This is a genomic window from Paenibacillus castaneae, assembly GCF_002884445.1.
GTDB classification, from domain to species: Bacteria; Bacillota; Bacilli; order Paenibacillales; family Paenibacillaceae; genus Pristimantibacillus; species Pristimantibacillus castaneae.
Genome location: NZ_KZ614144.1, coordinates 5,219,778 through 5,243,915 on the forward strand (window position 1 = coordinate 5,219,778; position 24,138 = coordinate 5,243,915).

The 24,138-nt window shown below is 41.4% G+C and carries 15 protein-coding genes; 3 read left to right on the forward strand and 12 right to left on the reverse strand.

What is annotated here, in order from left to right:
* Positions 1-66 precede the first annotated feature (66 nt).
* The 11 genes from CEF13_RS23530 to CEF13_RS23580 all read right to left on the reverse strand — a co-directional run bounded on the left by CEF13_RS23530 (position 67) and on the right by CEF13_RS23580 (position 18,332).
* Positions 67-1,194: a glycoside hydrolase family 88 protein gene (locus tag CEF13_RS23530; protein WP_102714516.1), complete on the reverse strand. Its 1,128-nt coding sequence runs from the start codon at positions 1,192-1,194 to the stop codon at positions 67-69.
* Positions 1,178-3,736: a glycoside hydrolase family 2 TIM barrel-domain containing protein gene (locus CEF13_RS23535; RefSeq protein WP_102714518.1), complete on the reverse strand. Its 2,559-nt coding sequence runs from the start codon at positions 3,734-3,736 to the stop codon at positions 1,178-1,180. Before CEF13_RS23535 ends, CEF13_RS23530 begins: the two co-directional genes overlap by 17 nt.
* 67 nt (positions 3,737-3,803) lie before the next feature.
* On the reverse strand, positions 3,804-5,411 hold the full coding sequence (locus CEF13_RS23540; protein WP_102714520.1) for an extracellular solute-binding protein: 1,608 nt from the start codon (positions 5,409-5,411) through the stop codon (positions 3,804-3,806).
* 116 nt (positions 5,412-5,527) lie between these two features.
* Positions 5,528-6,397, reverse strand: coding sequence for a carbohydrate ABC transporter permease (locus CEF13_RS23545; protein ID WP_102714522.1), 870 nt, complete (start codon positions 6,395-6,397; stop codon positions 5,528-5,530).
* Between the two features lie 12 nt (positions 6,398-6,409).
* Positions 6,410-7,369 carry an ABC transporter permease gene (locus CEF13_RS23550; protein WP_102714524.1) on the reverse strand — a complete coding sequence of 320 codons (960 nt, stop codon included), beginning with the start codon at positions 7,367-7,369 and terminating at the stop codon, positions 6,410-6,412.
* Positions 7,370-7,459: 90 nt separating this feature from the next.
* On the reverse strand, positions 7,460-9,256 hold the full coding sequence (locus CEF13_RS23555) for a sensor histidine kinase (RefSeq protein WP_102714526.1): 1,797 nt from the start codon (positions 9,254-9,256) through the stop codon (positions 7,460-7,462).
* Positions 9,257-10,273, reverse strand: a complete 1,017-nt coding sequence (locus CEF13_RS23560; protein ID WP_166742907.1) for a response regulator transcription factor — start codon at positions 10,271-10,273, stop codon at positions 9,257-9,259.
* Between the two features lie 164 nt (positions 10,274-10,437).
* A complete protein-coding gene (locus CEF13_RS23565) occupies positions 10,438-11,856 on the reverse strand; it encodes a glycosyltransferase family 2 protein (RefSeq protein ID WP_208414684.1) in 1,419 nt (472 codons plus the stop codon).
* 35 nt (positions 11,857-11,891) lie between these two features.
* On the reverse strand, positions 11,892-12,941 hold the full coding sequence (locus tag CEF13_RS23570; protein ID WP_102714532.1) for a HEAT repeat domain-containing protein: 1,050 nt from the start codon (positions 12,939-12,941) through the stop codon (positions 11,892-11,894).
* A gap of 11 nt (positions 12,942-12,952) precedes the next feature.
* A complete protein-coding gene (locus CEF13_RS23575) occupies positions 12,953-16,108 on the reverse strand; it encodes a hypothetical protein (protein ID WP_102714534.1) in 3,156 nt (1,051 codons plus the stop codon).
* A gap of 37 nt (positions 16,109-16,145) precedes the next feature.
* On the reverse strand, positions 16,146-18,332 hold the full coding sequence (locus CEF13_RS23580) for a family 2 glycosyl transferase (protein WP_102714536.1): 2,187 nt from the start codon (positions 18,330-18,332) through the stop codon (positions 16,146-16,148).
* Positions 18,333-18,634: 302 nt separating this feature from the next.
* On the opposite strand from CEF13_RS23580, the gene CEF13_RS28955 reads away from it, so the two are divergent.
* The gene (locus tag CEF13_RS28955; protein WP_166742906.1) at positions 18,635-18,778 is read left to right on the forward strand and encodes a hypothetical protein; all 144 of its coding nucleotides are present in this window, start codon (positions 18,635-18,637) and stop codon (positions 18,776-18,778) included.
* 278 nt (positions 18,779-19,056) lie between these two features.
* Here the strand turns inward: CEF13_RS28955 and CEF13_RS23585 are convergent, their stop codons facing one another.
* Positions 19,057-21,180, reverse strand: a complete 2,124-nt coding sequence (locus tag CEF13_RS23585; protein WP_102714538.1) for a glycoside hydrolase family 3 protein — start codon at positions 21,178-21,180, stop codon at positions 19,057-19,059.
* Positions 21,181-21,323: 143 nt separating this feature from the next.
* On the opposite strand from CEF13_RS23585, the gene CEF13_RS23590 reads away from it, so the two are divergent.
* Positions 21,324-22,235, forward strand: a complete 912-nt coding sequence (locus tag CEF13_RS23590) for an AraC family transcriptional regulator (RefSeq protein ID WP_102714540.1) — start codon at positions 21,324-21,326, stop codon at positions 22,233-22,235.
* 249 nt (positions 22,236-22,484) lie between these two features.
* Positions 22,485-24,077, forward strand: coding sequence for a glucose PTS transporter subunit IIA (locus CEF13_RS23595; protein ID WP_102714542.1), 1,593 nt, complete (start codon positions 22,485-22,487; stop codon positions 24,075-24,077).
* Positions 24,078-24,138: the final 61 nt, after the last annotated feature.

The following is a 24,138-nucleotide window of genomic DNA, read 5'->3' on the forward strand; positions in this document are numbered from 1 at the left end:
TAAAAAGAGACCTTTCACAAGTTCAGTGAACTTATGGAAAGTCTCTTTCTGCTATATTCACGCCGCTTAAAATATCCGATTGTTCCAGCCATTCAGCTTGGCGATCGCCTCAACAAAGAAGTAATCACCATAGATTAGAGACACATCAACATTTTCTCCAGCAGGTCGATGCCCCGTTGCTTGAAGCAGAATAGCCTCGTGAGTCGGAAGATGCCAGGTAGCGTAGTTATGATGCAGCGACATAAGAATGCGCTCTGCTGCTCTAAGGTATATACTCCCCTCATTATCAGGAAGCAAAGTTGCAAGCTCCAAGAGGCCGGATGCAGCGCATGCGCCAGCTGAGCTATCTCTTGGTTCGCCATTCAAGCTTTCCGAAGCTCTAAAGTCCCAATGCGGTACATCGTCGGAAGGCAGGTTCGCAAGAAAGAAATGGGCAACGCGCTGAGAGGCCCGCAAATATTTCCCATCTCCCGTATATCGATACGCATTCGCCATTCCATAAAGAGCCCATGCTGCACCTCGGCTCCAGGCTGAATCCGGTCCTGCCCCTTGTCCGCCAATTGCACCTAAGTACTCACCCGTCTCGGGATCGAAACTTACAATATGACAAACAGAGCCGTCTTCCCGAATAAATCGCTCTACGACTGTATCTGCATGAGCTTTGGCGATATGCGTGAACCTTGGATCATCTGAGGCTTCTGCAGCCCAGAATAATAACGATAGGTTCATGGTCGAGTCGACAATGGACCAGCCTCGCTTGTCTTGGTTCCAGGCCCTTAAGAAGCGGCCTGCTATGTTGTAACGTCCTGCTAGAAAGTTTGCGGCAAACAAGCCGCGGCGCAGAGCATCCGAATCCGCTGTTAATTTATGCTTGATCACTGCTGTAGGAAGAAATTGAAATCCTACATCATGATGGAAATTATTAGCCTGCATCATCTTGCTCTCCAGCTTCTCATCCCAGCTCCATGCAGCTTCTTTGAACTGTTCCTTACCTGTAACATCATATAATATCCACAAAATTCCCGGCCAAAATCCTGCTGTCCACCAATCAAGCCGCATATCATCATAAATACCGTCTGCTTTCGCTGCATGAGGCGATTTATGACCTATTTGAAGGAGCATTCGCTCCCCCTTCTCCACAAGCATAGCTAATGGTTCCGAATAATCATGTTGTATCTTATCCATGATTTGCATCATTTAATCCACCTTCTTTATCTAGAGATTCTCTAGTTGAATGAATGATTACAAAAGCAGTCGATATGCCGTCACACGCTGCGCTAACGATAGTAGATGATTGTTTCCCATTGTCCTTAATACTGTACAACGAGGAAGCCGGTCCACCTGCCGTGAAAAACTCACCTATCTCGATATGGGGAGGCGGCGCTCCATAAGGATCGACATAAATGCTTGCCCTGCCGCTTGCCAGCTGTACCAGCCTCGACCCGCGAACGGTGCCGAGATTGTCGAGCAGCTTGCCGTCTCCTGCTGCGGCAAAACGAATGAAACTCGCTGCATCTGGACAGAACACTCCGTTAGCATCGTATGCTTCCACTAACACTTCATATAACCCTTCATTCCGTTCCTCCGCTGTCAATTGAAGAGAAACAGGTTCTCCCCAGACCTCTGTCTGGTATTCGAACGTCATTTCGTCCTCCACGAGAATGCCATCCCGTTCCGCGATTACTCGTAATCGGTTCAAACCCGGCTTAAACACAGCCTCCCAGCGCAGTCCGGCAGCAGGGAAATTATTTGAATCACGTTTTTTTGTTCCTAGGCTGGAATCATTAAGAAAAAGCTCGGCAGATGGACAGTTTGAGTACACCTTAATCGTTTTGCTCTCACCTGCTGCTCCCCATCGAACCGGCATATTCGAGCCATATATACGAACCATCGGCACTTCCGACCAATAAGATTGAAATACATAGAATGCATCCTTCTTCGTTAAGTCCCGCTCCACGACTCCTTTCATGTTCAGATAAGGAATCGGGGAATCCGGGCGCACGGGCGTAGCGAAATCCTTGAAAGCCCATTGAGCCGCGCCGGTCAGCCAATCCATTCTTTCCTGCGCGCTTAAATACCAATCGATCATGTCGCAGAAGTATGTCTCTGACCAATCTCCATCGCGAGACACTCTGGGCTCACCACCAACCAAGAGATAGTCCCCATCGCGCTCGTCTGTCGCGCCTGCCCCTGCGCCGATGCTTGCAAACCCCGTATAAGGCTCCTCCACATGCCGTGTCGCCATATTATCTGCACCCCATTCAGCATGAAAGAAGGATTTAACCTCTTGGGCGGCCGCTATGCAGCTGTCTTCATAATCGGTATATATGCCACGGTACCAGCCTGCCCAAATAGAAGGGGAGTACACATCGACAATGTCCTTGCAGAAGTCGCAGCGTCGAATGGCTGTAAGCCGGGACGGGTCCAGTTGATGAGCGAGCCGATTAAGCTCCTTCATAAAAGCTCTAATCTCTTCTTGATCGAAATGATCGAAGTCGCATTCCCAATCATTTTCGTTGCCAAGACCCCATAATACAATGGAAGGATGGTTCTTATGCTGAGTAATCATAGCTTCCAGCATATCACGGCATTGCTGCCGATATCCCGCTCCTCCCAAACCGCCGCGGCTCCATGGAATTTCCTCCCATGCCAGAATGCCCAGCTCATCACAAAGCTCCAGAACGATACGCGACTGCTGATAATGTCCTAGCCGGATGAAATTCACACCCATCTCCTTAATCACCAGCAGTTCCTCACGGATCATCTTCTCCGTCATCGCAGGCCCGACCCCTGCATAATCCTCATGCCGATGAGTTCCGCGAAGCAGCAGACGCTCGCCATTGAGCCGAAACGGACCATTCGTTACAAATTCAAATGTCCGGCAGCCAAAACGTTCACTTACAGATGTTTCTCCATATACACTTTCCAGTGAAACAACTGCTGTATACAAATGAGGTGTGTCCGTAGACCATATGAGCGGATCACTAAGATGAAATTGTGCTGCTGTTTCCATTCCCTCCCACGGGGATATGCGAGTCTTCAAGCAAATAATCTCTTCCCCATTAGGGTTTTTCAAGCTTACTTTAACCTTCAGCTCTTCTTGGTACTGCTCCGGATTATACAAAGAAACGTCTACGGTTACTTTGACCTCTCGCGAAGTCCCTTCCTTCACATCCTCGGCTGCGGCGGCCCATTCCGTCTTAACATGGACACGCTCAATAGAGACGGCAGGTACATAGACGAGGTTCAAGTAACGGTAGATTCCACCGTAAACATGAAAATCATTAGCATCCGACGGTATAGTCTCCAAATCACGGCTGTTATCGCAGCATATTGCAATAGGCACGACATCTGGATAACGATCCATCTGACTCTCTTCTAATGACGCCTCTGTGATATCCACTGTAAATTCATCATAGCCGCCTAGATGCGAACCCACTTTCGTTGTATACACGTATACATCCGTTCGCTGCCCAGCTCCTTCGAAATGCAGCAGCGTACGCCCTCTCGGATATGGATTAGCAATAGGAGCTTTGAGTCTATACCACCCTTGGCCTTGATAATAAGTTCGATCGGGGTCCATCACATCGAGAGCATTATAGCTATGTGGAAGCGCAACAGCATGCCAAGGGACATTATAGTGATTGTTTATTTTATCCGCTCGCCATACTTCCCAGATTCCGCCGAGCCCTCCGGTGAAATGCTGCCATCCCTCTATTAATCTTTGTTTATGCATGCTCGTTCTCCTATCTCTTGTTTTGAAAAGAGCGCCCTCGCGGACGCTCATTAAGCTTTCTTATGAATTATTGAACATTAGCATCCGGCCCGATGACAACGCCTGATTTATTGTTAAAGCGTTCGGTTGCTTCTTTAATAATTTCATTGCCGCCAGCTTTCTTCCAAGCTTCAACGACCTTTGGCCAATCTGCTATATTCTCATCACCATAAACCATTTTTATCATGTGATCTAGAAGAAACTTCGAAGGCTCATCGAATTTAGGAGCCAAATCAGGGTATTTAGTGTAGCTGTCCAACTCCGGATCAAAAAATACACCGCCGCGGCCTTCATTTGGCAAAATCGATACAAAGCCATTCAGCATTTCCTCGCCTTTTGTTTCTAAAGGCAATCTGTCCGCATTATATGCACCATCTTGAGCAATCCATAACCAATTTCGACGCTGTTCGGAATAACGCTCCTCTTCATCCGTTGGAACCTGATAAGAGATTCTACCGTTTTCCTTCGTATACGTCTCACCTTCGTTGCCAAATGTGAAGAACGTCTTTCCTTCTTCACTAACCATATAATCGAAATAGCTGACAATTGCTTCCGCTTTTTCTTTGCTTAGCTCTGCATTTAGATAGGCTTGCTCCAAGGTCATATTGTAGAGCATCATGCCGCCTTTGCCGTCGGGACCCGTCGGCGATGGAATCATTTGCAGCTTCCCATCTGCTACGCTCTTCGTTAATTCAGTCTGATAAGTGCCTAGTTGGTTCGCATTGGCATTATAAATGCCAAGATTTCCTGCATCACGGCTCTTCGTCCACATTGCACCAGTAATCGTCGCGAAGTCTTTCGCCATTAAGCCTTCATCATACATAGCTTTATACATCTCTAACGCCTTCATCATGTTCTCGCTGTCGAAAAATTTCGGAACGATCTCGTCCCCTTGCTTCTCATACATTGTGCTGTAAGGAAGTACATCATAAGCTCCCAATATGAAATCAGCATATTTGAAGTTTTCACGGAATCCAAATGGCTGTTCAATACCAAGCTTCTTAAATGCACGAAGCATCGGAAGCAAATCGTCAATCGTTTTTGGCGCTTCTATTCCGGCTTTCTCCAGAAGATCAGAACGTACAAACGTCGCACGACGAGATTGAACGCTCAAGTATTGTGGAATCGAATAAATATGGCCGTTATAAGTAACTTCATCCCATGCTTCCTTCGGAATAACATTCAGCAAATTTTGCCCATGCGATTTCAAAATATCGTCCAGCGGCATGAATATGCCAGCTTCTACAGCGCCTTTCATATCTTTACTTGCCGGCGTCATCGATTGGTATGCTACAAGCACGTCTGGCAGGCCGCCCCCCGCGAACATCAATGAAACCTTTTGCTTGAAGTCCTTATGCGGAAGCAGTTGAATATCCATATCTGTGTTTGTACGCTTTTCTAGTTCCAGTACCCATTTATCTTTATTAATATCCTCTACTGATTCAACTGCTTTCAAAGCGAGTGTTCCTCTAGCGATGGAGAATTTAGTCGGTTTCGCTGGTGCTTCTGTTGGATTAATTCCTTCGCCCGGCTTAGCGCTATTACTGCTCTCTGCACCCTTGTTTGAGTTTTGGCAAGCTGCTAATAAACCAGTTAGAAGCATAATGCACAGGAAGCTTATCATCTTTTTTTTCATATTAAGATCCCCTTTCTTATTTTTGTAGCGCTTACATCTTTCGTTTACTAACTTATCATGGCCTTCCATCTATTCACATGTGCTTACTTATGGTCTAATGGTTTTTTTTACGCTGCTTATGATTTCACTGAGCCGACCATCATCCCTTTAGTAAAATGTTTTTGCAAGAATGGATATACGAGCATAATTGGAATAGTAGCGATAATGACTACCGCCATCTTGATTCCCTCTGGCGAAGACATCAACACTTCCTCCGCAGGTGCTGTAATAGAGGAGCTATCGGTAATAATAAACTCCCGCAGCCTCACCTGCAGCGGATACAGCTGCCTATTATTGATGAAATAAAGGGCGTTCGCATAGCTGTTCCAATGTGCCACCGCATAGAAAATTCCGATTGTCGCCATAACAGGCTTCGAAAGCGGCAATATAATATTCCATAAAATACGCATTTCCCCGCAGCCATCAATTCGTGACGAATCAATGAGCTCCACTGGCAGCGCCATGAAAAAAGACCGCATTACAAAGAGATTAAATGCGCTGATTGCCCCTGGAAGCATCAATGACCAAAGCGTATCGGTAAGTCCTAATTGTTTAACAAGCAAAAAGTTCGGTATGAGCGGCGCAGTGAAAATCATCGTAAGCAGCACGAGAATGAGTACGGGCTTCCGATATACGTATTCCGAGCGTGACAAGGGATAAGCCAGCATAGCCGTCATTGCAAGATTGATGAAAGTTCCGAATGCCGTAACGTATACACTAATTCCAAATGAACGCCAGATGAGCTTCTCACCGACAACCGCCTTGAAATTGGATAGCGTGAAATCGACCGGCAGAAAGAAAACCTTGCCGTTGTTTATTGCGGTATTGCTGCTTAATGACTGAGCAAGAACATGCACAATCGGCAGTATCATGCTTAGTCCGAGTATAATGAGAAATGCGTAATTCACAATGTTAAACCACCGCTGCCCGGTGCTTATTCTTAGCATGAGGTCTCCTCCTTAATATAATCCTTCGCCGGTCAATTTCTTGCTTACTGCATTGCCTGACATAATTAACACAAGCCCAACTACAGATTTGAACAACCCAATGGCCGTTGTATAACTGTACTGTCGATCGAGCAGACCGATCGTATAAATGTAAGTGTCCAGAATCTCGCCCTTATTGGAGTTAAGCGTATTCAAAAACACAGAAACTCGCTCAAACCCGAAATCCATAAAATGTCCAATCTGCAATAAAAACAAAATCGTAATGGTCGGCATAATTGCCGGAAGGGTAATCGATAGCGTCTGTCTCCAGCGGCTGGCCCCATCCATTTCCGAAGCCTCATACAAATCCGGATTGATACTCGTCAGGGCTGCCAAATAAATAATCGTTCCCCAGCCTGCATCCTTCCATATGCCGGAGGAAACCAGAATGGTGCGAATAAACGAATTCTCACCCATAAAGTAAATGGAATCAAACCCAAGCGATGTAATGATATTGTTCACAAAACCGTTTCGAGGTGACAAGATTTCAATGGCTATTCCGCCAATAACGACCCATGATAGAAAATGCGGCATATAGATGATGGTCTGTAATGTCCGCTTAAAGAAAACTTTCCGAACCTCATTCAGCAGTAACGCCAATATAATCGGAATAGGAAATGAAAAACCTAAGCTGTAAATGGCGAGAATCAGCGTGTTTTTCAATATGCGAATAAAGTCAGGATACTGAAACATTCTTTGAAAATGGTCAAGACCAACCCATGCGCTTCCAAAGTACCCTTTGAAAATATTGTAATCCTGGAAGGCCATAACGGAGCCAAGGAGCGGAATGTACTTAAACAGCAAGAAATAAATAATGCCCGGAATGGACAGCAAATATAATGCTTTATACTTTTTTAAATTCGCCCAACGTTCCTTTCCATTCCGGAATACTATTATTCCCTGCTCTGACAGTGAGGTTTCGGTTTTTGCCATCGGAGTCAACTCCTCATATAGTTTGTACGCTAATCCTACACTACAGAGCTTTGTTCTACGATGGCATCATATTTGTCGTTATGGCTTTTTTTACGATTTAGGCATTATCATTCGAATGACCGTTCCCTCTCCCAACTCGCTATCCACTTCCAGTCCGTAGGCTTCACCGAATAAGAGCTGAATACGGCGATGCACATTGATGAGGCCGATGCCTCCTTTGCCTTCCTTCACTTCGGTTAAGCGCTTGTTCACTAATCGGCTTCGTAATTTAAGCAGTGTCGTATCACTCATCCCAGAACCGTTATCGCTTACGGTGACAATAAAGACGGAGTCTGTCTCCTGCGCCTCGATCTGAATACGGTGCTTCTCTTCAATTCCCTCGAAGAACGCATGTTGAAATACATTCTCGATCAGCGGCTGCAAGGTAAGCCTTACCATCTTCTTCAACAAAAAATCAGGTGGAATTTCCACATCAAATTCAAATTCCTTGCCTAATCGATGTTTCAGTATGGCCATATAATTCAATACATGCTTTAATTCATTAACGACTGTAACTTCCTCTAAACTGGTTTGAACCGCATATCTCAGCATATAAGCCATATTTTTCACGATTTCGGACACCTCAGAGGAATCCTGAACGGCAGGAAAGCATACGATCGTCTCCAGCGTATTGTACAGAAAATGAGGATTAATTTGCAGTTGTAGCGCCTGCAGCTCTGCTTTCTGCCATTCCAGCTCGGCCTCGCGCTTGGTACTTTCTGCTGTATATACTTGCTCGACCAAATCAGAGAGCTTATAGACCATAGAATTGTAGCTCACAATAAGCTCGTCCACTTCATCCTGCTTGCCAATAATCGGAATTCGCGTCCAGTCGCCTTTCTCCACCTTCTTCATGCCGCGCCTTAAATTTTGAATAGGGGTTGTAATGGAATAACTGAAACGGTACGCGAGCAGTAGCGCCAGGGCTAATGTAACGGCGCCAATCCATATCATATTGGTACGGATTCCGATAATCGGCTCACGCAAATCATCCATTGGAATTGAAATTCTCAGATCCCAATCCGTATACGATGAATGAAGCGCAACCGTAAACATCTCCTTGCCGTCCTCCATATTTACGAACGACTCCACTCGGTCTTCCCCTGCATCTTTCCTCAGCTTGGTGGATAGCTGTTGACCAATTTTACTTGGATCATTATGATAAATGATTTTCCCTTGATTGTCCTCTATTGTAAAAGAGCTTCGAGGCCCCAATTCAATTCCTTTCCATAGGGAAGACAAATCTGCACTCCTGATCTCCATCGCGAGAATCCCTTTATACTCCATTGAGCGAAGCCCTCTAATTTTTCGAGCCAAGGTGATGGAATGACCCTCCTGCCCGGAAGTAATACTATCATTCAATATGACAAGCTTTCCGTTATTCGGAATAGTGGAGAAAAGATTGTCGAAATATGCTTTTGATGCTTGGGTAGTGAAATCGAAAGATTCTCCCTTATTTACCATGACAGCGCGGCCATCTTTGTCGATAATGTATAGCGCGGTTATTACATCAGGATGGCGAATTAATATAGGCTCGAAAGCATACTCTTTGATCCTTGATGTATAATAGTAATTTTTATAATTAGACTCTGGTGCCATATCGAGATATTCTTTAATGTCCAAATTAGTAAGCAGAGATAAAGACGAATTCTCATAGCTGCGAATATATTGCTCCATGTGATGAGATGTAATATTGACAATCTGGGCCATGTTCGCCTCCGCTTGGTCGCGAAGCTTGTCGGACGCTCCATAAAAGGTGGTCAAGCCGAGCACAAACAAAGGCACAAGAATAACAATAATAAAGCAGGTGTATAAACGGAAGAAAAGCCCCTTTCGACGCTTTATCATTTATTTGATCCCCAATCTGCTGCGAAATTCAGTCGGTGTGATCCCTTTCACTTTCCGAAATGTTTTGGCGAAATGGGAATAATCCTCATAACCAGTCTCATGCGCAACATCTACGATACGGTAGTGAGGCTGCGCCAGCAGCTGCTCAGCTGCTTCTATCCGCTTTGTCATGCGATAATGAATAAAGGTAACTCCTGTTGTTTTCTTAAAATATAAACTGAAATAGTTCGGAGTCAGGCCTACCAGATTAGCGACCTCCTCAAGCGTCACTTCCCTTGCTATATTCTGCTCCATATAAGCCCGAACCTCCGCCATCACATCTTTAAAGCCGCCTCTGCGCAACGTGAGCTCGTCCGCTACGGAACGAACCATATGGCGAAACCGCTCGTGGATCTCTCCAACAGATTTCTCCTCTATATCCGCAGCCAAGCCTGTATATGTGTGGCCTTTCACCTTTAATCGATCAAGCACAGCTTGGAAGGAGTCCACTAATAGCTCCCTTAGCTGAAAAGGATGAACCGTTCTTTCCTCGCAGTAACGTAGCCACTCATCCAAGCATTGGTCCAAATCCTGCAGACGCAGCTGCCAAATATGCTCCGTCATTTCATCCAGCCATTTCTCCAGCTGGGTTGGGGTGATGACTCCTTTCTCCATAGCTGGCAGTATTCGATTCAGCATTTCATGAATATCCAGCTTAATAACGGGTTTCAGCATATACTCCTTAACGCCGTATGCCATGCATTGCTGCGCATATTCGAATTCTGCAAAGCCTGAAATGACAACGACTTTAATATATTTATACGATTCATGTATGCGCCTACAAAATTCTAGACCATCCATCTTCGGCATCCGAATATCCGTAATAATGATATGGGGAGGATAATCTGCAATAAGGCCAAGCGCCTGCTCACCGTTCTCTGCCACACGGATACTGGCAAAAGGTCTGCTGTATGACAACATCATATTTTTTAAGCCATTACGAATAATCATTTCATCATCAACGATTAATATATGCATTCTCATACCTCCAGATCAAATTCTCCCTATATAATAGCTTAGGACTAATGTATTTAACATGTATGTTTCTGGAGAAAAACTTAAAACGATGATAGTGGAGGTTGTAATTATGCAAAAAAGAGGCTTCGCTACAGTTCAGTGAACTCATGCAAAGCCTCTTTTCATTATAGCTTTTCTTCCTTTGAAATAAATTGCTTTCTATTCATCCTCCCCCATGAATGACGGCCTTTTCTGAAATTAAAAATGCCTTCAACACGGAAAAGAACGGTGAGCTGCCGATATCCGAGATTTTCTATTATGCCGAATACGATCAACAGCATCGTTTCCTTAAATGAGCGATATTTACGGAATGTAGTCTGCTCCAGTAAAATACTTCCCAGTGATAAGGTAGTTCCCAATAAAAAAGCGATAACGAAGAAAAGAATAAAGCTTTTGAATGCCAATAATCCAAACAGATAAGCGAGCGGAATAAATATATAACCCATAGCCTCAACAATTGGCCCAATTAATTCAAATATCCAATAATTAGGCAGCGTCAGCATACCGATCGTACCGTACTTAGGATTAAACAACATCCTTCTATAACTAATTAAAGTATCGAATAAGCCAATTTGCCATCTTCTTCGCTGGCCTCTTAGATCCTTCATAGATTCAGGAGCTTGTGTCCAGCATATGGGGTCGGCCAAAAACTGTATTTTATATTTTTTCTTTTGGTCTTTCATCGTTTTATGCAGTCTTACGATAATATCCATATCCTCGCCGATCGTATTCACTTTATAGCCGCCGCAGTCGATAACAGCCCTTTTATTAAACGCACCGAATGCACCCGAAATAATGAGGACCGAATTCAGCTTGCTGAAGCTTGTACGCCCCGTAAGAAATGCTCGGAAATATTCAACAATTTGAAATTTAGCCATATTGCTTTTGGGGATATTCATTTCAATCAATTTTCCGTCTTTAATGATAGAACCATTCGCAATTCTAACAATTCCCCCGACAGCTATCGTTTCGGGATGCTCAACAAATAGCATGGCAAGCTTTATAAGTGCATCATTCTCCAAAATGGAGTCTGCATCAATGCATGCAAAGATCGGATATACCGATATATTAATGCCTGCATTAAGCGCGTCAGCTTTGCCTCCGTTTACTTTATCAACAAATATTAACCGCTCATATTGATTATTCCGATAAATGCCGACTACTTCATTCGTAGACAAGCTCTGCATGATCGGCTGATTTACCATTTTCAAATCAAACTCTTGTATGATTTTCTCTTTTGTACCATCAATAGAGCCGTCATTGACAATAATAATTTCATATTCAAAATAATTTAATGCTAGCAATGATTTAATATTATCCACTATTGTTTTCTCTTCGTTATATGCAGGCACGATAATCGATATAGGAATCATATTTTTGGATTCGACATATCTTCGATAATCTGATGCTTTCATTTTCTTGAAATAACTAAACATATCGAAAGAAGCAATCAGCATCTGCCCATTATAAAATAGATTTATTCCGATGGTATAGAGCATACAAAACTCGCTAAAGTAAATAATAAACATTCTAAGCATATACATTGATTCGAAAACCATCCTTGTTTTTCACAGTTAGATTAGGTGTTCTTTTCGATAAGACTGATGACCGCTTCCCGCGCAAACTTATCTTCACCGTTAATGATACGAGAAGCGAATTCCTTTCCACCCGGTATGAGAATAAGAGCGCTAGCAGCATTATGTCTTACCCACCACACACTGTCGCCTGTCGTTTTGCCAAGAGCTGCGAAGCTTTGGCTGGTTCCAAGCTTTTCAAGGCCTTTCGCTGCTGCCGCTCTGACCTCCCAATCCTTATCATCAAGCTTACTTCTTATATAGGATTCATCATCCTCATTATTCAGCTCACTTAATGCTCGTATGGACGCTATCCTAAGGTTCTTATCTTCACTGTTCAAATACGTCATATAGTACGGGTTCAAGCTTTCAATCTTATCCTCTGCGATAGCTTTGATTAAAATCCCTTTCATATAATCATCACACAAATCAATCGTCCTCTTGAACAACTCTTCCTTCGATCCTTTGAAGGCGGAAATAATTTCGATAATAGCTCTGTGCGATAAGTAAATATGCTCAGCATCATTCGTGAATATATGGACTAGCCCTTTCATATCGCCAAGCTTTGCAAGGGCAAGCATGACATTATAGGTGATGTCATTATTTTGGTTAGATATAAGTGCAATCATATCAGCTTCCATATTTTCAAGTTGTAATTCCCCAATATAACGGCATGTTAATGACTTCATATGAACATTGTTCGAGGCAAGCGCTGTTTGCAAATAAGCTTTAATGCCAACTATTTCGTATAAGTTCATTAACGAAGCGTGATGAGTTTCAATAAAATCATCACCGCAGCGGATGAGCCTATTTATTAATATTTCTTTTCTTCCAGTGCGGTTTCCAATGATTTTAACTATTTTTTGAACCATACTTCGTGTATTCTCATTTTCAGTATGAAAATAACAATAAAGTAATTTATCCAACTGATCTTCTAATTTCTTTGTTTTTACATCACTGAAATATTGAAAAAACCAGCTGCCGATAATAGCAATGAGAAAAAATGAAAATAACAAGGCCGAAATCATCAATAAATAGAATGCTTCTTTTGTCATAAATCCTCCGATTACAACGATTCAGCAAAAAGTTGTTTAATCCGATCGTAGCTCTTTTTATTGCGCGACACATACTCAGGTACCGTCCAGGTGTTCCACGTAAACGTTCTATAGCCTGAAGCTGTAACGCTTTCTGGAAAATGATACTCTACAGCTTGAGTTGATTTATCCATAATAACTAGTGAGGGCACGATGCCATCCGTCATTCTAACGGTAAGAGCATCTTTTGTATTTTCCCTTACTCCCTTGCTCTTATCATCATTTAGCACCAGCAAGCTGGATGGGTCTGTGAAATTCAATCTTGCCCAAGGAATCCTTATATTCAACGTATTGCCTTCAATATAAAATTGATTAATGCTATCGTCGAATCGGCCAGGAACTAAGGCTGAGCCATCCTCATATTGGGCAGGAACGATTTTATTTGAGCTGGTTTTATAGGCTGGCGAAAGCTTTCTCAGCATTTTTTCATAAATTCCAGAGGAGGATACAGAAGTGAAGTAAGATCCTTTGGCTGCATTATACTGAGGTATAACAAGTAAATCGGCTTTATTTGCACTTTGTATGCTCACCTTAAACTCCGCACCTGACCAGTTTTCATTTACATCAGGCGCTAACATATATTCGCCATTTTTTCTGTCGACCGTGTCCAAATAAATCATAATATTTTTTTTGTTTAAATCAGGCATTTGATCAAATGTCGCGGTGATATAGAAATAGGCTTCATTAGCTGAATAGGCTATTGTTGACAAAGGACCCGATGCTCGCAAAGACATCGCATACTCCTTTGGTGTTGGAACTTCTAGCGCTAGGATGCCATAATTTTGAGCTGGATCAATCCGATTATGCCATTGGCTCCCGTGGTTATAAGGAATCATCAGCGATGAAGTGAACCGACTGCTCTTCCCCCATTCATCCGTCCATTCATAAATAAGCCCGCCTATACTGCCGCTGTCCTTAATTATAGTCATCATGGCAGCAATGCCTTCCCCTTGCTCGGTTTCGCTATTTTGGCCGTCATGATAGCCAGCAGCAGCTGCTTGCGATGATCCCATACTTGTCGAAAGCCCAAACTCGCTAATGAATACAGGATATTTACTCTGTGTTTTCATAAACTTATCCATGTATTCTTTGTAGCCTGCATATGCGGGCTTTGCAGTATTCGATTCACCAGCCATAAATCCAGGATGATCAGGATAGATGTTGTAAGCGCCAAAAAAGCCGCTAATCACCTTATTGGTAATATCAATATGATTCAAGTCTATGGAAACCGCATCATCCATGCTGTCCGGATTGGATTGATCATGTTGTAAAGTATCAAGCTCAGGAATGCTGACAATAGCTGCTGGATGCTGCATTTGATATTGTTTTTGTTCATATTGATAGATTTGATCGGCAACAGATGCCAACCACGACTCCGATGGCGTAGCGCCTGCTCCGGACCTTACATAATCGCCCTTATATTTATAAGCAGGATTAGCATTATCCGTAACTGCAACGTGTGCCGGGCTTAATCCCGGATCAACAAAATATCCAAGTATATAGCCTGAAACATCATTCATGTATAAATCAGAATGCTGCCCGTCCTTTATTTGAATTGTGGTATTACCATGAATAGCATCAATGGTATCCTCTGCCGCTTTTTTGTACGCAGCGATATAGTCCTTATCTAAATAATTTCCTAAAGGCGGTTCACTGCCGGGTGATATATTCTGAAATAGGTATAGCTGCTTATTCGGATGATTCGAGTTATAAATATCCAACGCTCGGTAAAAACCGGATGGCATTAATGTATATACTCTTATCGCATTGGCATTCATGAGACCAATTTGTTCAAGCCATCCGTTGTATAGGGTCGTTTCATCCGGAAAGCTTCCTTCAGGAATGCCTGGTAACGAAGTGCCTATATTAACGCCCTTTATAAATAGGCTGTTCCAAGCACCATTACGATAAACAGATAAGCTCTTATCCGTTATCTTCGACACCAGCTGAGTGCCGTCTGGAGCAGCAGCCGTTTTAGCCTTAAAGCTCACCGTTTCATCTAATGGCTTAACTTCTTTTAATACCTTCGACATAAACGGCACATAAAAATTCCAATAAAAATAAGAATTATCTCCTTCGCTATCTACGCTGAATATTCGATATAGAGCAGCAGCGCCTATAAACCGTTTGATCTTTCCAGGCTCTCTATAATCGGTAAAATCACCAGCGAAATAATAGGAGCTTTTACTACCCGATTTATTGGCTATTATTGCAGGAAATTTGCTGCTCAGCCCTAGTAGTTTCATTTGTTCATTTCCTGCTGCTGTCAGATTCAAGTCATACCATGCGATGACCGATTGATCATCTGCGGGGTTAACAATCTCAAACCAGTTATAATAATTAACTTTCTTAGTATGGTAATGCTCCGCATTATCCTTAGTCATAGAAAGCTGTATCGATTGCCCTGCAAAATCCTTTTCACGCTGCAAAACAATGATTCGATTATTGCCGGCAATGACAATCCCAGCACCTGTTAATTGCCACTTCTTCCCGTATTGCTGCTCATATATCGTTCGGATCCAGTTGGGAACATCTTCTGTAGAAGATAAGTCAGAGAAAAACTTGCCTGCCCAGCCCGAGTAGCCAACACCAAAAATGGCTTCCAGCTCCTTGGATACCGTTAAACTTGTAGGATCACCCGCTATATTATATTCGCCGATGACTGTTGTACCTTTGGCGTAACTAGTAGCAATTAAACTAACCTCATCCACAGTCAAGCCTGAGATTCCTTCTGCTTCAATCCCATTCACTTTGGAATTGCCCGTACCATATGCATCCGAAATATAGATCATGTCAGGTACATTTGTTAATCGATCTAAAGCTTTATTCGTTAATTTCCCTTGGGAGAGGAAGTTTCCATAATAATCTTTAACCAGATCATACGCTTTATCCGTTAGAGGATTATGGATTCGATGATAGTCCATAAGCCAAAAGAGACCGCGCTGCTTACTATAATCCAGCTCAGCTGCTTTGCCGGCTTCAGATGACGCAAGCGGGAAGGTTTTGTTTAATACAACAATATCCAGATTTCTTGATGGACTTAATCCCCATAGTATAAAAGGTGCTGCCGCAGCGATTAATACAGCTACTACTATGAAATAACGAATTTTTATACGATTCTTCTTCATGATTTATTCCTCATTCTGCATGTCGAACGTATGCGGATCAATTTATACCTAAAAACCCTTTTTGCAATATATAATAGGACGGTTTCAGTCTTTCATGAAAGGTTGGCTGCTCCCATTCCTTCCAATCATATTCCGTCATTTTTACATTTTGTGTATCATTTGTACGGCCGCCTTTTATGTTTGCTACCCCAAAGCTGAACCCATTTACTTTCAGTTTGGATATTTTCCCGCGAGCATACATATCATCTATGACATATTTCGCAGAGGGGTCCATCACATTCAACAGCTGCCAAGGAATTTTTATTTCAAGTTTTCCATTATGGAAATAAAAATCACTTAGCGAATTATAATCAGGAATTTCCGGATTCGATATGCCAAATTTGAGCTGCCCTGTCTCGTATCCGGTAAAGGGAACGGTCAGCTTTTGCTGAGGGACAACCAAATTTTTATTCAATGCAAGCATAATTGGGTTAAAAATCCCGCTATTTTTTTGCTGAAAGGACGGCTTCGTATCAATAAGATTGGTTTGAACCGCATATCTGAAATAATAATTATCGTAATAGGCGTCAACTAGGATGCGGGAATCATCCCGTCCATGAATTTTAATGACAAAATCCGCATCCTTGCTAAACGTCGTTCCATATTGCGGATACCCGCTATTTCCTTGGCCGTCTATCGTATCTATAGGAATTAATAAAGTATCCTTGTCAAAATCATAATTGGAGGCGTCGATCATGAGATAGACATATCCTTCGTCGCTCTTCACGTACAGCTTCGTCTGATCGTCAGCATAAAGGGGCTTATCCATCCTCCACTCATCGGTCTCGCCATCTATATAGCTGATGCTTTTCTCAGCTCCAGGATCCAGCGCCAACAAGCCGAAATGCTGCTCATTCGTTTGCGCATTAAGCCAGAATGGACGGGAATCCGGCAGATCAAGGTCATTATTGTTCCAGGTTCTTTTAAACCACTCATCCTGCCAAGAGAAAACCAACCCGCCTGCAAGATTAGCAAAATGAATGTCATTCATCATTTTCAGCAGCATATCCCCCTGCGTGCTTTCATCTATAAAGCCTTGATTGAAGCCTGTTATTTTATTTTCATGCGCTTTGCCTCGTGAAGCTGGAATGCCAAATTCAGAGATGAGGACAGGCATCGAATGAAATTTTTTGATTTCTTCCAAATAAGCTAAATAGGGATCTGCATCGCCATTCTGATCCTTGTAGTTAATATAATCTGTCTGATAGCTGAAGGTATCGGGATAGTAGGGATAAACATGGTACGATGCGAACATCCCCGCTTTATAGCTGTCATGCCATTTAATATGCTCTACATTCACTTCTACAAGATCCTCATTTTTATACGGCTCGTTTGGATGCGCTAACGGGTCTGTTGTTACCCAATTTGAGAATGCAATCGGGCTTTGCAGCTTATATTTAGTCATTTCATAATCAATTAGGCTGTCCCCGACTTCAGAGAGAAAGCTTTCAAAAGGCGAGGCATCTGCTGTAAAAAGATATTTGCCGTCATAATGATTGCGTTCCGGGTTATTCTCATTCGTACTTACTACAAAAGAAGGGTCCCATTCTATGCCTACGATCCACCCCATCACATACTGTGAAATATCAGACGTATACGTACCATCTGCATATCCTTTATTAACGGGTAAATAATGATTGCCATGTACAATATCAATCGTATCGTTAACCGTAGCAATCATATCGTTCATTATCTTGTCATTATTGCCATAGGCATCATCAATGGTCGCTATATCGGTTTCATTAATCCAAACCCCATGAATCATATAGATAGGCTTCTTGCCATTCTTTTCAGCTGCTTGATTGAAATCTTTCAGAGCGTTGTAAAATTGAGGCCGCTGTATCGTGTAAACTCTAATCGTATTCGCATTCATTTCAGAAATATAACCGAACCACCTATAATACTCGTCATATGTAATCGCAACTTCACCGGGGAAAGCTCCTGGTTTTCCTGCGCCCAAATTGACACCTTTTATAAACATCTTTTTCCATATGCCACTCTCCAGAACGTAGAAGGAATCCTTATCAACCTTGCTTATATACTCCGATGTATTCTTATTCACTGTTGAAACATTTTCCAGTTTATTATTTTTATTAAGTAAGATAAAAATGACAGAAAGAGATATAAATAACAATATAATTAACATAAATAGTCTAAGGAAAAATTTATCACTTCTAAAATTCATTTTTTATCCCTCCGCGACTCATTATAGTTCTTAAATCTCTTCACTGTCCATTCCTTAATTTAACATTTTTATCAATAGATATAGATTAAAGCTAACAAAAAAAAGCCCATAGAATGGGCTTTTGGTGCTATTGAACAGATTATCTGCAGTTTTAATAGAAGAAGGTAACGGTGACCACTAGTATCCCTCTGCCTATCCTCTCAAAATGAGGGCTAGTATCATACTAGAACAAACATCCAATCATTATGCTCTATCAACACATAATCTACATAGTAGTCAAAGGGCAGGGAGGTGAATGCTTGATGTCGGGATGCGTTGGCGGCACTAATAACAATGTTGGAGGTAACTATAACAATGTTGGCGGTATTAATAACAATATTGGTACTATTCTAGTATTGTTCATTTTGTTGGTCATTATCGCTCGTAGTTGCCACTTCTTCGGTTAATATGATATCAAAAACTTCATTGAGTATTTAAGAAGTAAGGAGGTAATGGAATAATGGAAAATAATTTACGTACGATTTTAGTGCTATTCATTCTTTTAGTAATCATCGCTTGTAGTTGTGGCATGTTCGGCCGCAATGAAAGAAACGCCTATTAATTGAGCAGCCTCTATTCGCCAAATAGCATTTAAGAGAAAGCCCATTCTATGGGCTTTCTCTTCCTTAGTACACTTGAAAGCTCGTTATAAGAAATTGTTAGAATGAACAGCTCTTTTTTGTTATTAATAGGTTAGTCCATGACCTAGCTTGTAGATATTTCCATCGCTATCCTTATAAGCATATTCTAGCCCTTCAGGCATATATTTGTCCTTGTCATAGCCCGGTACATCATTTCTTGACACACAATTTCCAGTTTCATCAACGGCAATGACTGCTTCACTCGCTGGCAGCGTCAATGGCAAAACACCAACAAATTGGCTATTGCCCGCCATAACCTCTAGCTGTGCCTTATAGAATGTGTCGTAACCAGCGACCAATACATCTGCCAAAGGCTCAACATTACCAACAATCCACGGCAATGTGATATTTACACTCACAATTACTTTACCTCCACGGCTATGAATGCTTTCTGCAACTTCTCTCAGATGATCCATTCCAGTCAAGGTCGTTTCTTCATACGATGAACCATCCAATGCTGTTACCGTTTTATTCTCACATAGTTCAAGCTCTAAAAGTCCCGGCGTGGCAGAGAAATAAGCTCCAGATTGTGGATTTAAGAACAAAATAGCTACGTCAGCCTCTTCATAGTTATCGGTTAAAGTAAACTGTTCGAGCTCTTGACATTCCTTTCTTGCTTTTTCGGTGTAAGAAGCTGCCCGTTTTGTTTCCTTGTGAAAAACTTCTACATAAATCTTCTTACCAGCCATTTTTTCAGTGGATAAAGGCAATGTCTGATTTTGATTTTTAAGCAATGTTACTGATTTTTTATGTGCTTGATAAGCAGCTTCCCAATTAGCGGGATTACTAACGGTTGAGGCAGCTAAATCTGTTGAAACATAGGTGCGATCATCGAACAGACCTAAAGCAAACATTTCTGTAAGCAGTCGTACATTGGCTTGATCGATACGTTTCTCAGTTATCCATCCATTGTTGATAGCTATTTTAAGATTTTCAATATCATTTGTATCAGCAACCAAATCAGTACCCGCATTGATTGCTTTTGCAAAACGTTCAGCCTCGCTCAGCTCTTCAACGCCCCAGCTCATTTTGCTAGTGATGCCGCTATCGCTATTTACATAGCCTTTGAACCCTAGTTTTTCTCTTAGGATATGATTTAAGAAATAATGGTTAAATGTAAAACCAACCTCTTCGTAAGGTATGTCTTCACCCTCGAACTGTTGAACCACACTTTTCTTGATACTAGGCATTGAATAATACGGCATAATGGATGAGGTTCCATGGTCTACCGCTGCCTGAAATGGTGGCAAGTGATACATCTCCAAGCTTCCTGGTGTTGGATATAAATTCCACTTTCCTTCTTTATAATGAGGATCAAATCCATTTTCCCTTGCTCCTCCGCCCGGGAAATGCTTCGTTGTCATTGCAATACTGTGTTTTCCTATGCTATCCCCTTGGAAACCGTCGATAATCCGACCGATAATATCAGAAATGATTGCTGGATCTTCACCAAACGTACCATACGTCCGCTGCCATCTAGGATCTGTAGCGGTATCAGCCATGTACATATATCCTTTTCTTATACCTGTAGCGTCCCACTCATCATGAGCAATTTGGGCAAATTGGCTAATAAGTGATGCATCCCCGCCATTTTTAATATCACCCTTAGCTGCTGCTGCAAGTCCTAAAGTTCCTGGCCAAGTGGAAAAAATTCCAGCTGCGTCATTCATGCCAAAAATAAATTCTGTATTTTCGTTTCTTGAATTAGATGCTATTAAGCAAGGGATTCCAAGACGTGTTCCCTCACATACTTCGTTCATTGTATTTACCCACTCTGCCATTTGGGCTGGACTCCAGTTGTCTCTCAAGATGAAATGCCGTATATTCATTTTTTCAATCGTATGTGTTGTTCCCATTACTTTCGTAATCGCAAAAATACTTTCACCCTTTTCAACAATGCCTTCATCCAGCACACCATTGTGACTCGTCTTACTCTTATCTTTTTGAGAGAGCCCCATCCCACGTGTATTAATAAGCAGCATGCCGACCTTTTCATCGATATTCATCAATGAAACCAAATTTTCCGCACGTTCTTGCGGACTCAAACGCCAATCTTTATAGGGGTCCAGCTTGCCATTGTTATTCAAATCTTTAAATTTCAATCCATCAATCTCAATCATATTTTTGGATCTAACTTCTAAATTCGGTTGTTTAATGTTTGATTCCATTATTAACCCCTCCTAAACTTAGTCTTCCGCTAATCCTCGAAATAAATCTATAATACTGTTATAATAACAACAAAAATTCAAAAATAACTTACGCATATTGCTAAAAATATTGTAAATATTGCTGTTTGAGAGGAAAATCCGATATGAATCCATCTGTTCTTATTCCAGTCATAAGTAATGGTTTTGAAATTAATTACTTTGGCAAAAATAATCCATCCCATGATTGGCTTTTGGAAAATCACGAATCATCCGATCATTTTTCCCAAGTCGAAAATTTATTCCGATTACACAGGCACGATGTTACGGAGATTCTTGTATTCTTGGACGGGGAGTGTGAATTTTTTTGTGAAGGCCATACTTATTCCCTCCGAAGAGGAGATGTTGTTGTTATCCCTCCATATGCCGTTCATCAAGCTGTTGTTAAAAATTTCGATAACTATGAGCGAATAATTGTTAGTGTTAATGAGTGTTTGATGAATGACTTTATATCTAGTTCACCAACTATGAAAGAGAATATTGTTTATCAAAAGACGCAGGGCTCTTACGTGCTGCATCTGCATTCAAAAAACTTTCAGCATATACTTTCTTTACTTCAAGATATCATTCAGAAAATAACTATTGGCGAGAACAATTACCCCTTTTCAATAAATTATTTGTTTTTTCAAGTGCTTCAAGACATCTTCGATCCTACAAGTAGTATGCCAAACCTTAGCAACAAAAATGAATTAGACCAAAGGTTCGTTGCGATACTAGAATACATTGAATCAAATTTGACTAAGCCCGATTTAAGTTTGGACAATGTATCTAATTATTTCCACTTAAATAAGTACTATTTTTCTCATTATTTCAAAAAAAACATGAACCTGCCTTTTTATCGTTATGTGTCATTAAAGCGTCTATCCTACGCTATAACTTTGATTAAACAAAATCAGATATCCATAGAGAAAATTGCCTTAAAATGTGGTTTTTCTGATTATTCCAGCTTCTATCGACTGTTCAAAAAGGAATACAACCTTTCTCCAAAAAAATCACAAAAAGAATATAAAAATTTATAATGAGCGCACCCGATTGCTATTGAAGAAACCGCAATTGAAATCACGTACTTTTTATTATCACCAAATAAATGTTTGTAATAATGGTTAAAATAAGATAAATTTAAAAAGTTATTTTTTTAGCGTGCGATGCGCATGGAAAACAAAATGATTTAATAATAAACATGGTTTTCGACGAATACCCCGGATTAATATGGAATAATATTCATTTATTTCTTTATACAAGAATTAAAGAATAAAGGAGCTTACAACATGGATGATCAACATGCAGCTAACAATGAGGAAAAAAAAGAGTCAGTGATGAACAAAATTTTAGGTGTAATCGGAGGAAGTTTTGCTCCTATTTTAGGTGTACTAGCAGGGTCAGGCTTGTTATCGGCCTTATTAGCTGTATTAACGATGCTAGGATGGTTGTCTACGGAAAGCGGTACATATGCCATTTTATCTGCCGCTGGACATGCCGTGTTCTATTTCCTTCCTGTTTTTCTTGGTATTACTCTATCGATTAAACTCGGTGCGAATGCATATGTAGGCGGTACCATTGGGGCTGCGCTTTTGGAACCCCATTTCACGAAATTAATGACTGATGGAGCGGGAAAGATAGATTTTGTGGGGATTCCAGTTGTATTAATGAGCTATTCTTCTACCGTCTTCCCGATTTTCATTGCCATTTCTATTTATGCAGTATTAGATAGATTCTTAAAAAAGATTATTTATAAAGACATTCAAATGTTTATCAATCCATTGATTTCGTTAGTTTTGATTGTACCGTTAACCGTGCTTATTTTCGGTCCTATAGGTGTGTATGCCGGAGAAGGAATCGGAGTGGGTATCGAGTTTTTAAGTTCAAAAAGCGGACTTTTGACAGGAGCCGTGCTCGGAGCTGCTTGGACCTTCCTTACTCTTTTGGGTCTTCACTGGGCAGTTATCCCCATTGCCATTGCAAATCTTGCATTTGGACCTGATCCAATTATCGGGATGGCAGCAGCAGCACCATTTGCTCAAATTGGGATGGCGCTTGGCGTTTTATTAAAAACGAAAGATAAGGACTTAAAAACTCTCGCTAGCTCAGGAATTATACCTGGTGCTTTGGCAGGTACAACCGAAATCATCAATTATGGAATCCTTTTACGGTATAGAAAAACGATGATTTATGTAGCAGTGGCTGGAGCTGTTGGGGGAGCCATTAATGGAGCGCTTGGAGTGAAAATGTCTGTTTTTTCTCTCCCCAGTTTTTTATCCATCCCTGCGTTTACACCTATGGCCTATTATTTAATTGGTACGATGATTGCTTTAGTGTTAGGACTTATCCTCACCTATACATTCGGATATGAAGATAAAAATAAAAACCCTTTAATGGTAAAATATGAAACAAGCTTAATTAGTGTCATAAAAGAAACAATTACAAGTCCACTAAGCGGAAAAATAATTCCGTTAAGCCATTTCAGTGATTCACTTTTTGCAACAGAAACAGTTGGAAAGGGTGTGACTATTGAACCCGAAAAAGGTGAAGTGTTCTCACCAGTAGATGGAGTTGTAACAACTTTGTTTCCAACAAAACACGCTATTGGAGTCACATCTGAGGGTGGCGCAGAAGTTTTAATATTCATCGGCATTGACACGATAAAATTGAACGGCGAACATTTTACAGCCCTTGTCAATCAGGGGGATACAGTACGACAAGGGGATTTGCTCCTTATGTTTGATATGGAAAAAATTAAAGCAGCTGGATATCCATTAACAACTCCTGTTGTCATCACTAATTCAAATCAATACCTTGATGTTAAAATTTCAAAAAGCGACACAATAAAAGTAAAGGAAGAGCTGCTCACAGTAATTGTATAGCCTATTTAAGACGCCAACTGAGATTAGTCTAACGTCAGACGTAAAAACCCGCGAGATATGA

What these genes read in the sequence shown, in the direction of transcription:
- CEF13_RS23530 (WP_102714516.1), bottom strand. Translation starts at nt 1,194, where the DNA reads ATGCAAATCATGGATAAGATACAACATGATTATTCGGAACCATTAGCT.
- CEF13_RS23535 (WP_102714518.1), bottom strand. Translation starts at nt 3,736, where the DNA reads ATGCATAAACAAAGATTAATAGAGGGATGGCAGCATTTCACCGGAGGG.
- CEF13_RS23540 (WP_102714520.1), bottom strand. Translation starts at nt 5,411, where the DNA reads ATGAAAAAAAAGATGATAAGCTTCCTGTGCATTATGCTTCTAACTGGT.
- CEF13_RS23545 (WP_102714522.1), bottom strand. Translation starts at nt 6,397, where the DNA reads ATGCTAAGAATAAGCACCGGGCAGCGGTGGTTTAACATTGTGAATTAC.
- CEF13_RS23550 (WP_102714524.1), bottom strand. Translation starts at nt 7,369, where the DNA reads ATGGCAAAAACCGAAACCTCACTGTCAGAGCAGGGAATAATAGTATTC.
- CEF13_RS23555 (WP_102714526.1), bottom strand. Translation starts at nt 9,256, where the DNA reads ATGATAAAGCGTCGAAAGGGGCTTTTCTTCCGTTTATACACCTGCTTT.
- CEF13_RS23560 (WP_166742907.1), bottom strand. Translation starts at nt 10,273, where the DNA reads ATGCATATATTAATCGTTGATGATGAAATGATTATTCGTAATGGCTTA.
- CEF13_RS23565 (WP_208414684.1), bottom strand. Translation starts at nt 11,856, where the DNA reads ATGTATATGCTTAGAATGTTTATTATTTACTTTAGCGAGTTTTGTATG.
- CEF13_RS23570 (WP_102714532.1), bottom strand. Translation starts at nt 12,941, where the DNA reads ATGACAAAAGAAGCATTCTATTTATTGATGATTTCGGCCTTGTTATTT.
- CEF13_RS23575 (WP_102714534.1), bottom strand. Translation starts at nt 16,108, where the DNA reads ATGAAGAAGAATCGTATAAAAATTCGTTATTTCATAGTAGTAGCTGTA.
- CEF13_RS23580 (WP_102714536.1), bottom strand. Translation starts at nt 18,332, where the DNA reads ATGAATTTTAGAAGTGATAAATTTTTCCTTAGACTATTTATGTTAATT.
- CEF13_RS28955 (WP_166742906.1), top strand. Translation starts at nt 18,635, where the DNA reads ATGTCGGGATGCGTTGGCGGCACTAATAACAATGTTGGAGGTAACTAT.
- CEF13_RS23585 (WP_102714538.1), bottom strand. Translation starts at nt 21,180, where the DNA reads ATGGAATCAAACATTAAACAACCGAATTTAGAAGTTAGATCCAAAAAT.
- CEF13_RS23590 (WP_102714540.1), top strand. Translation starts at nt 21,324, where the DNA reads ATGAATCCATCTGTTCTTATTCCAGTCATAAGTAATGGTTTTGAAATT.
- CEF13_RS23595 (WP_102714542.1), top strand. Translation starts at nt 22,485, where the DNA reads ATGGATGATCAACATGCAGCTAACAATGAGGAAAAAAAAGAGTCAGTG.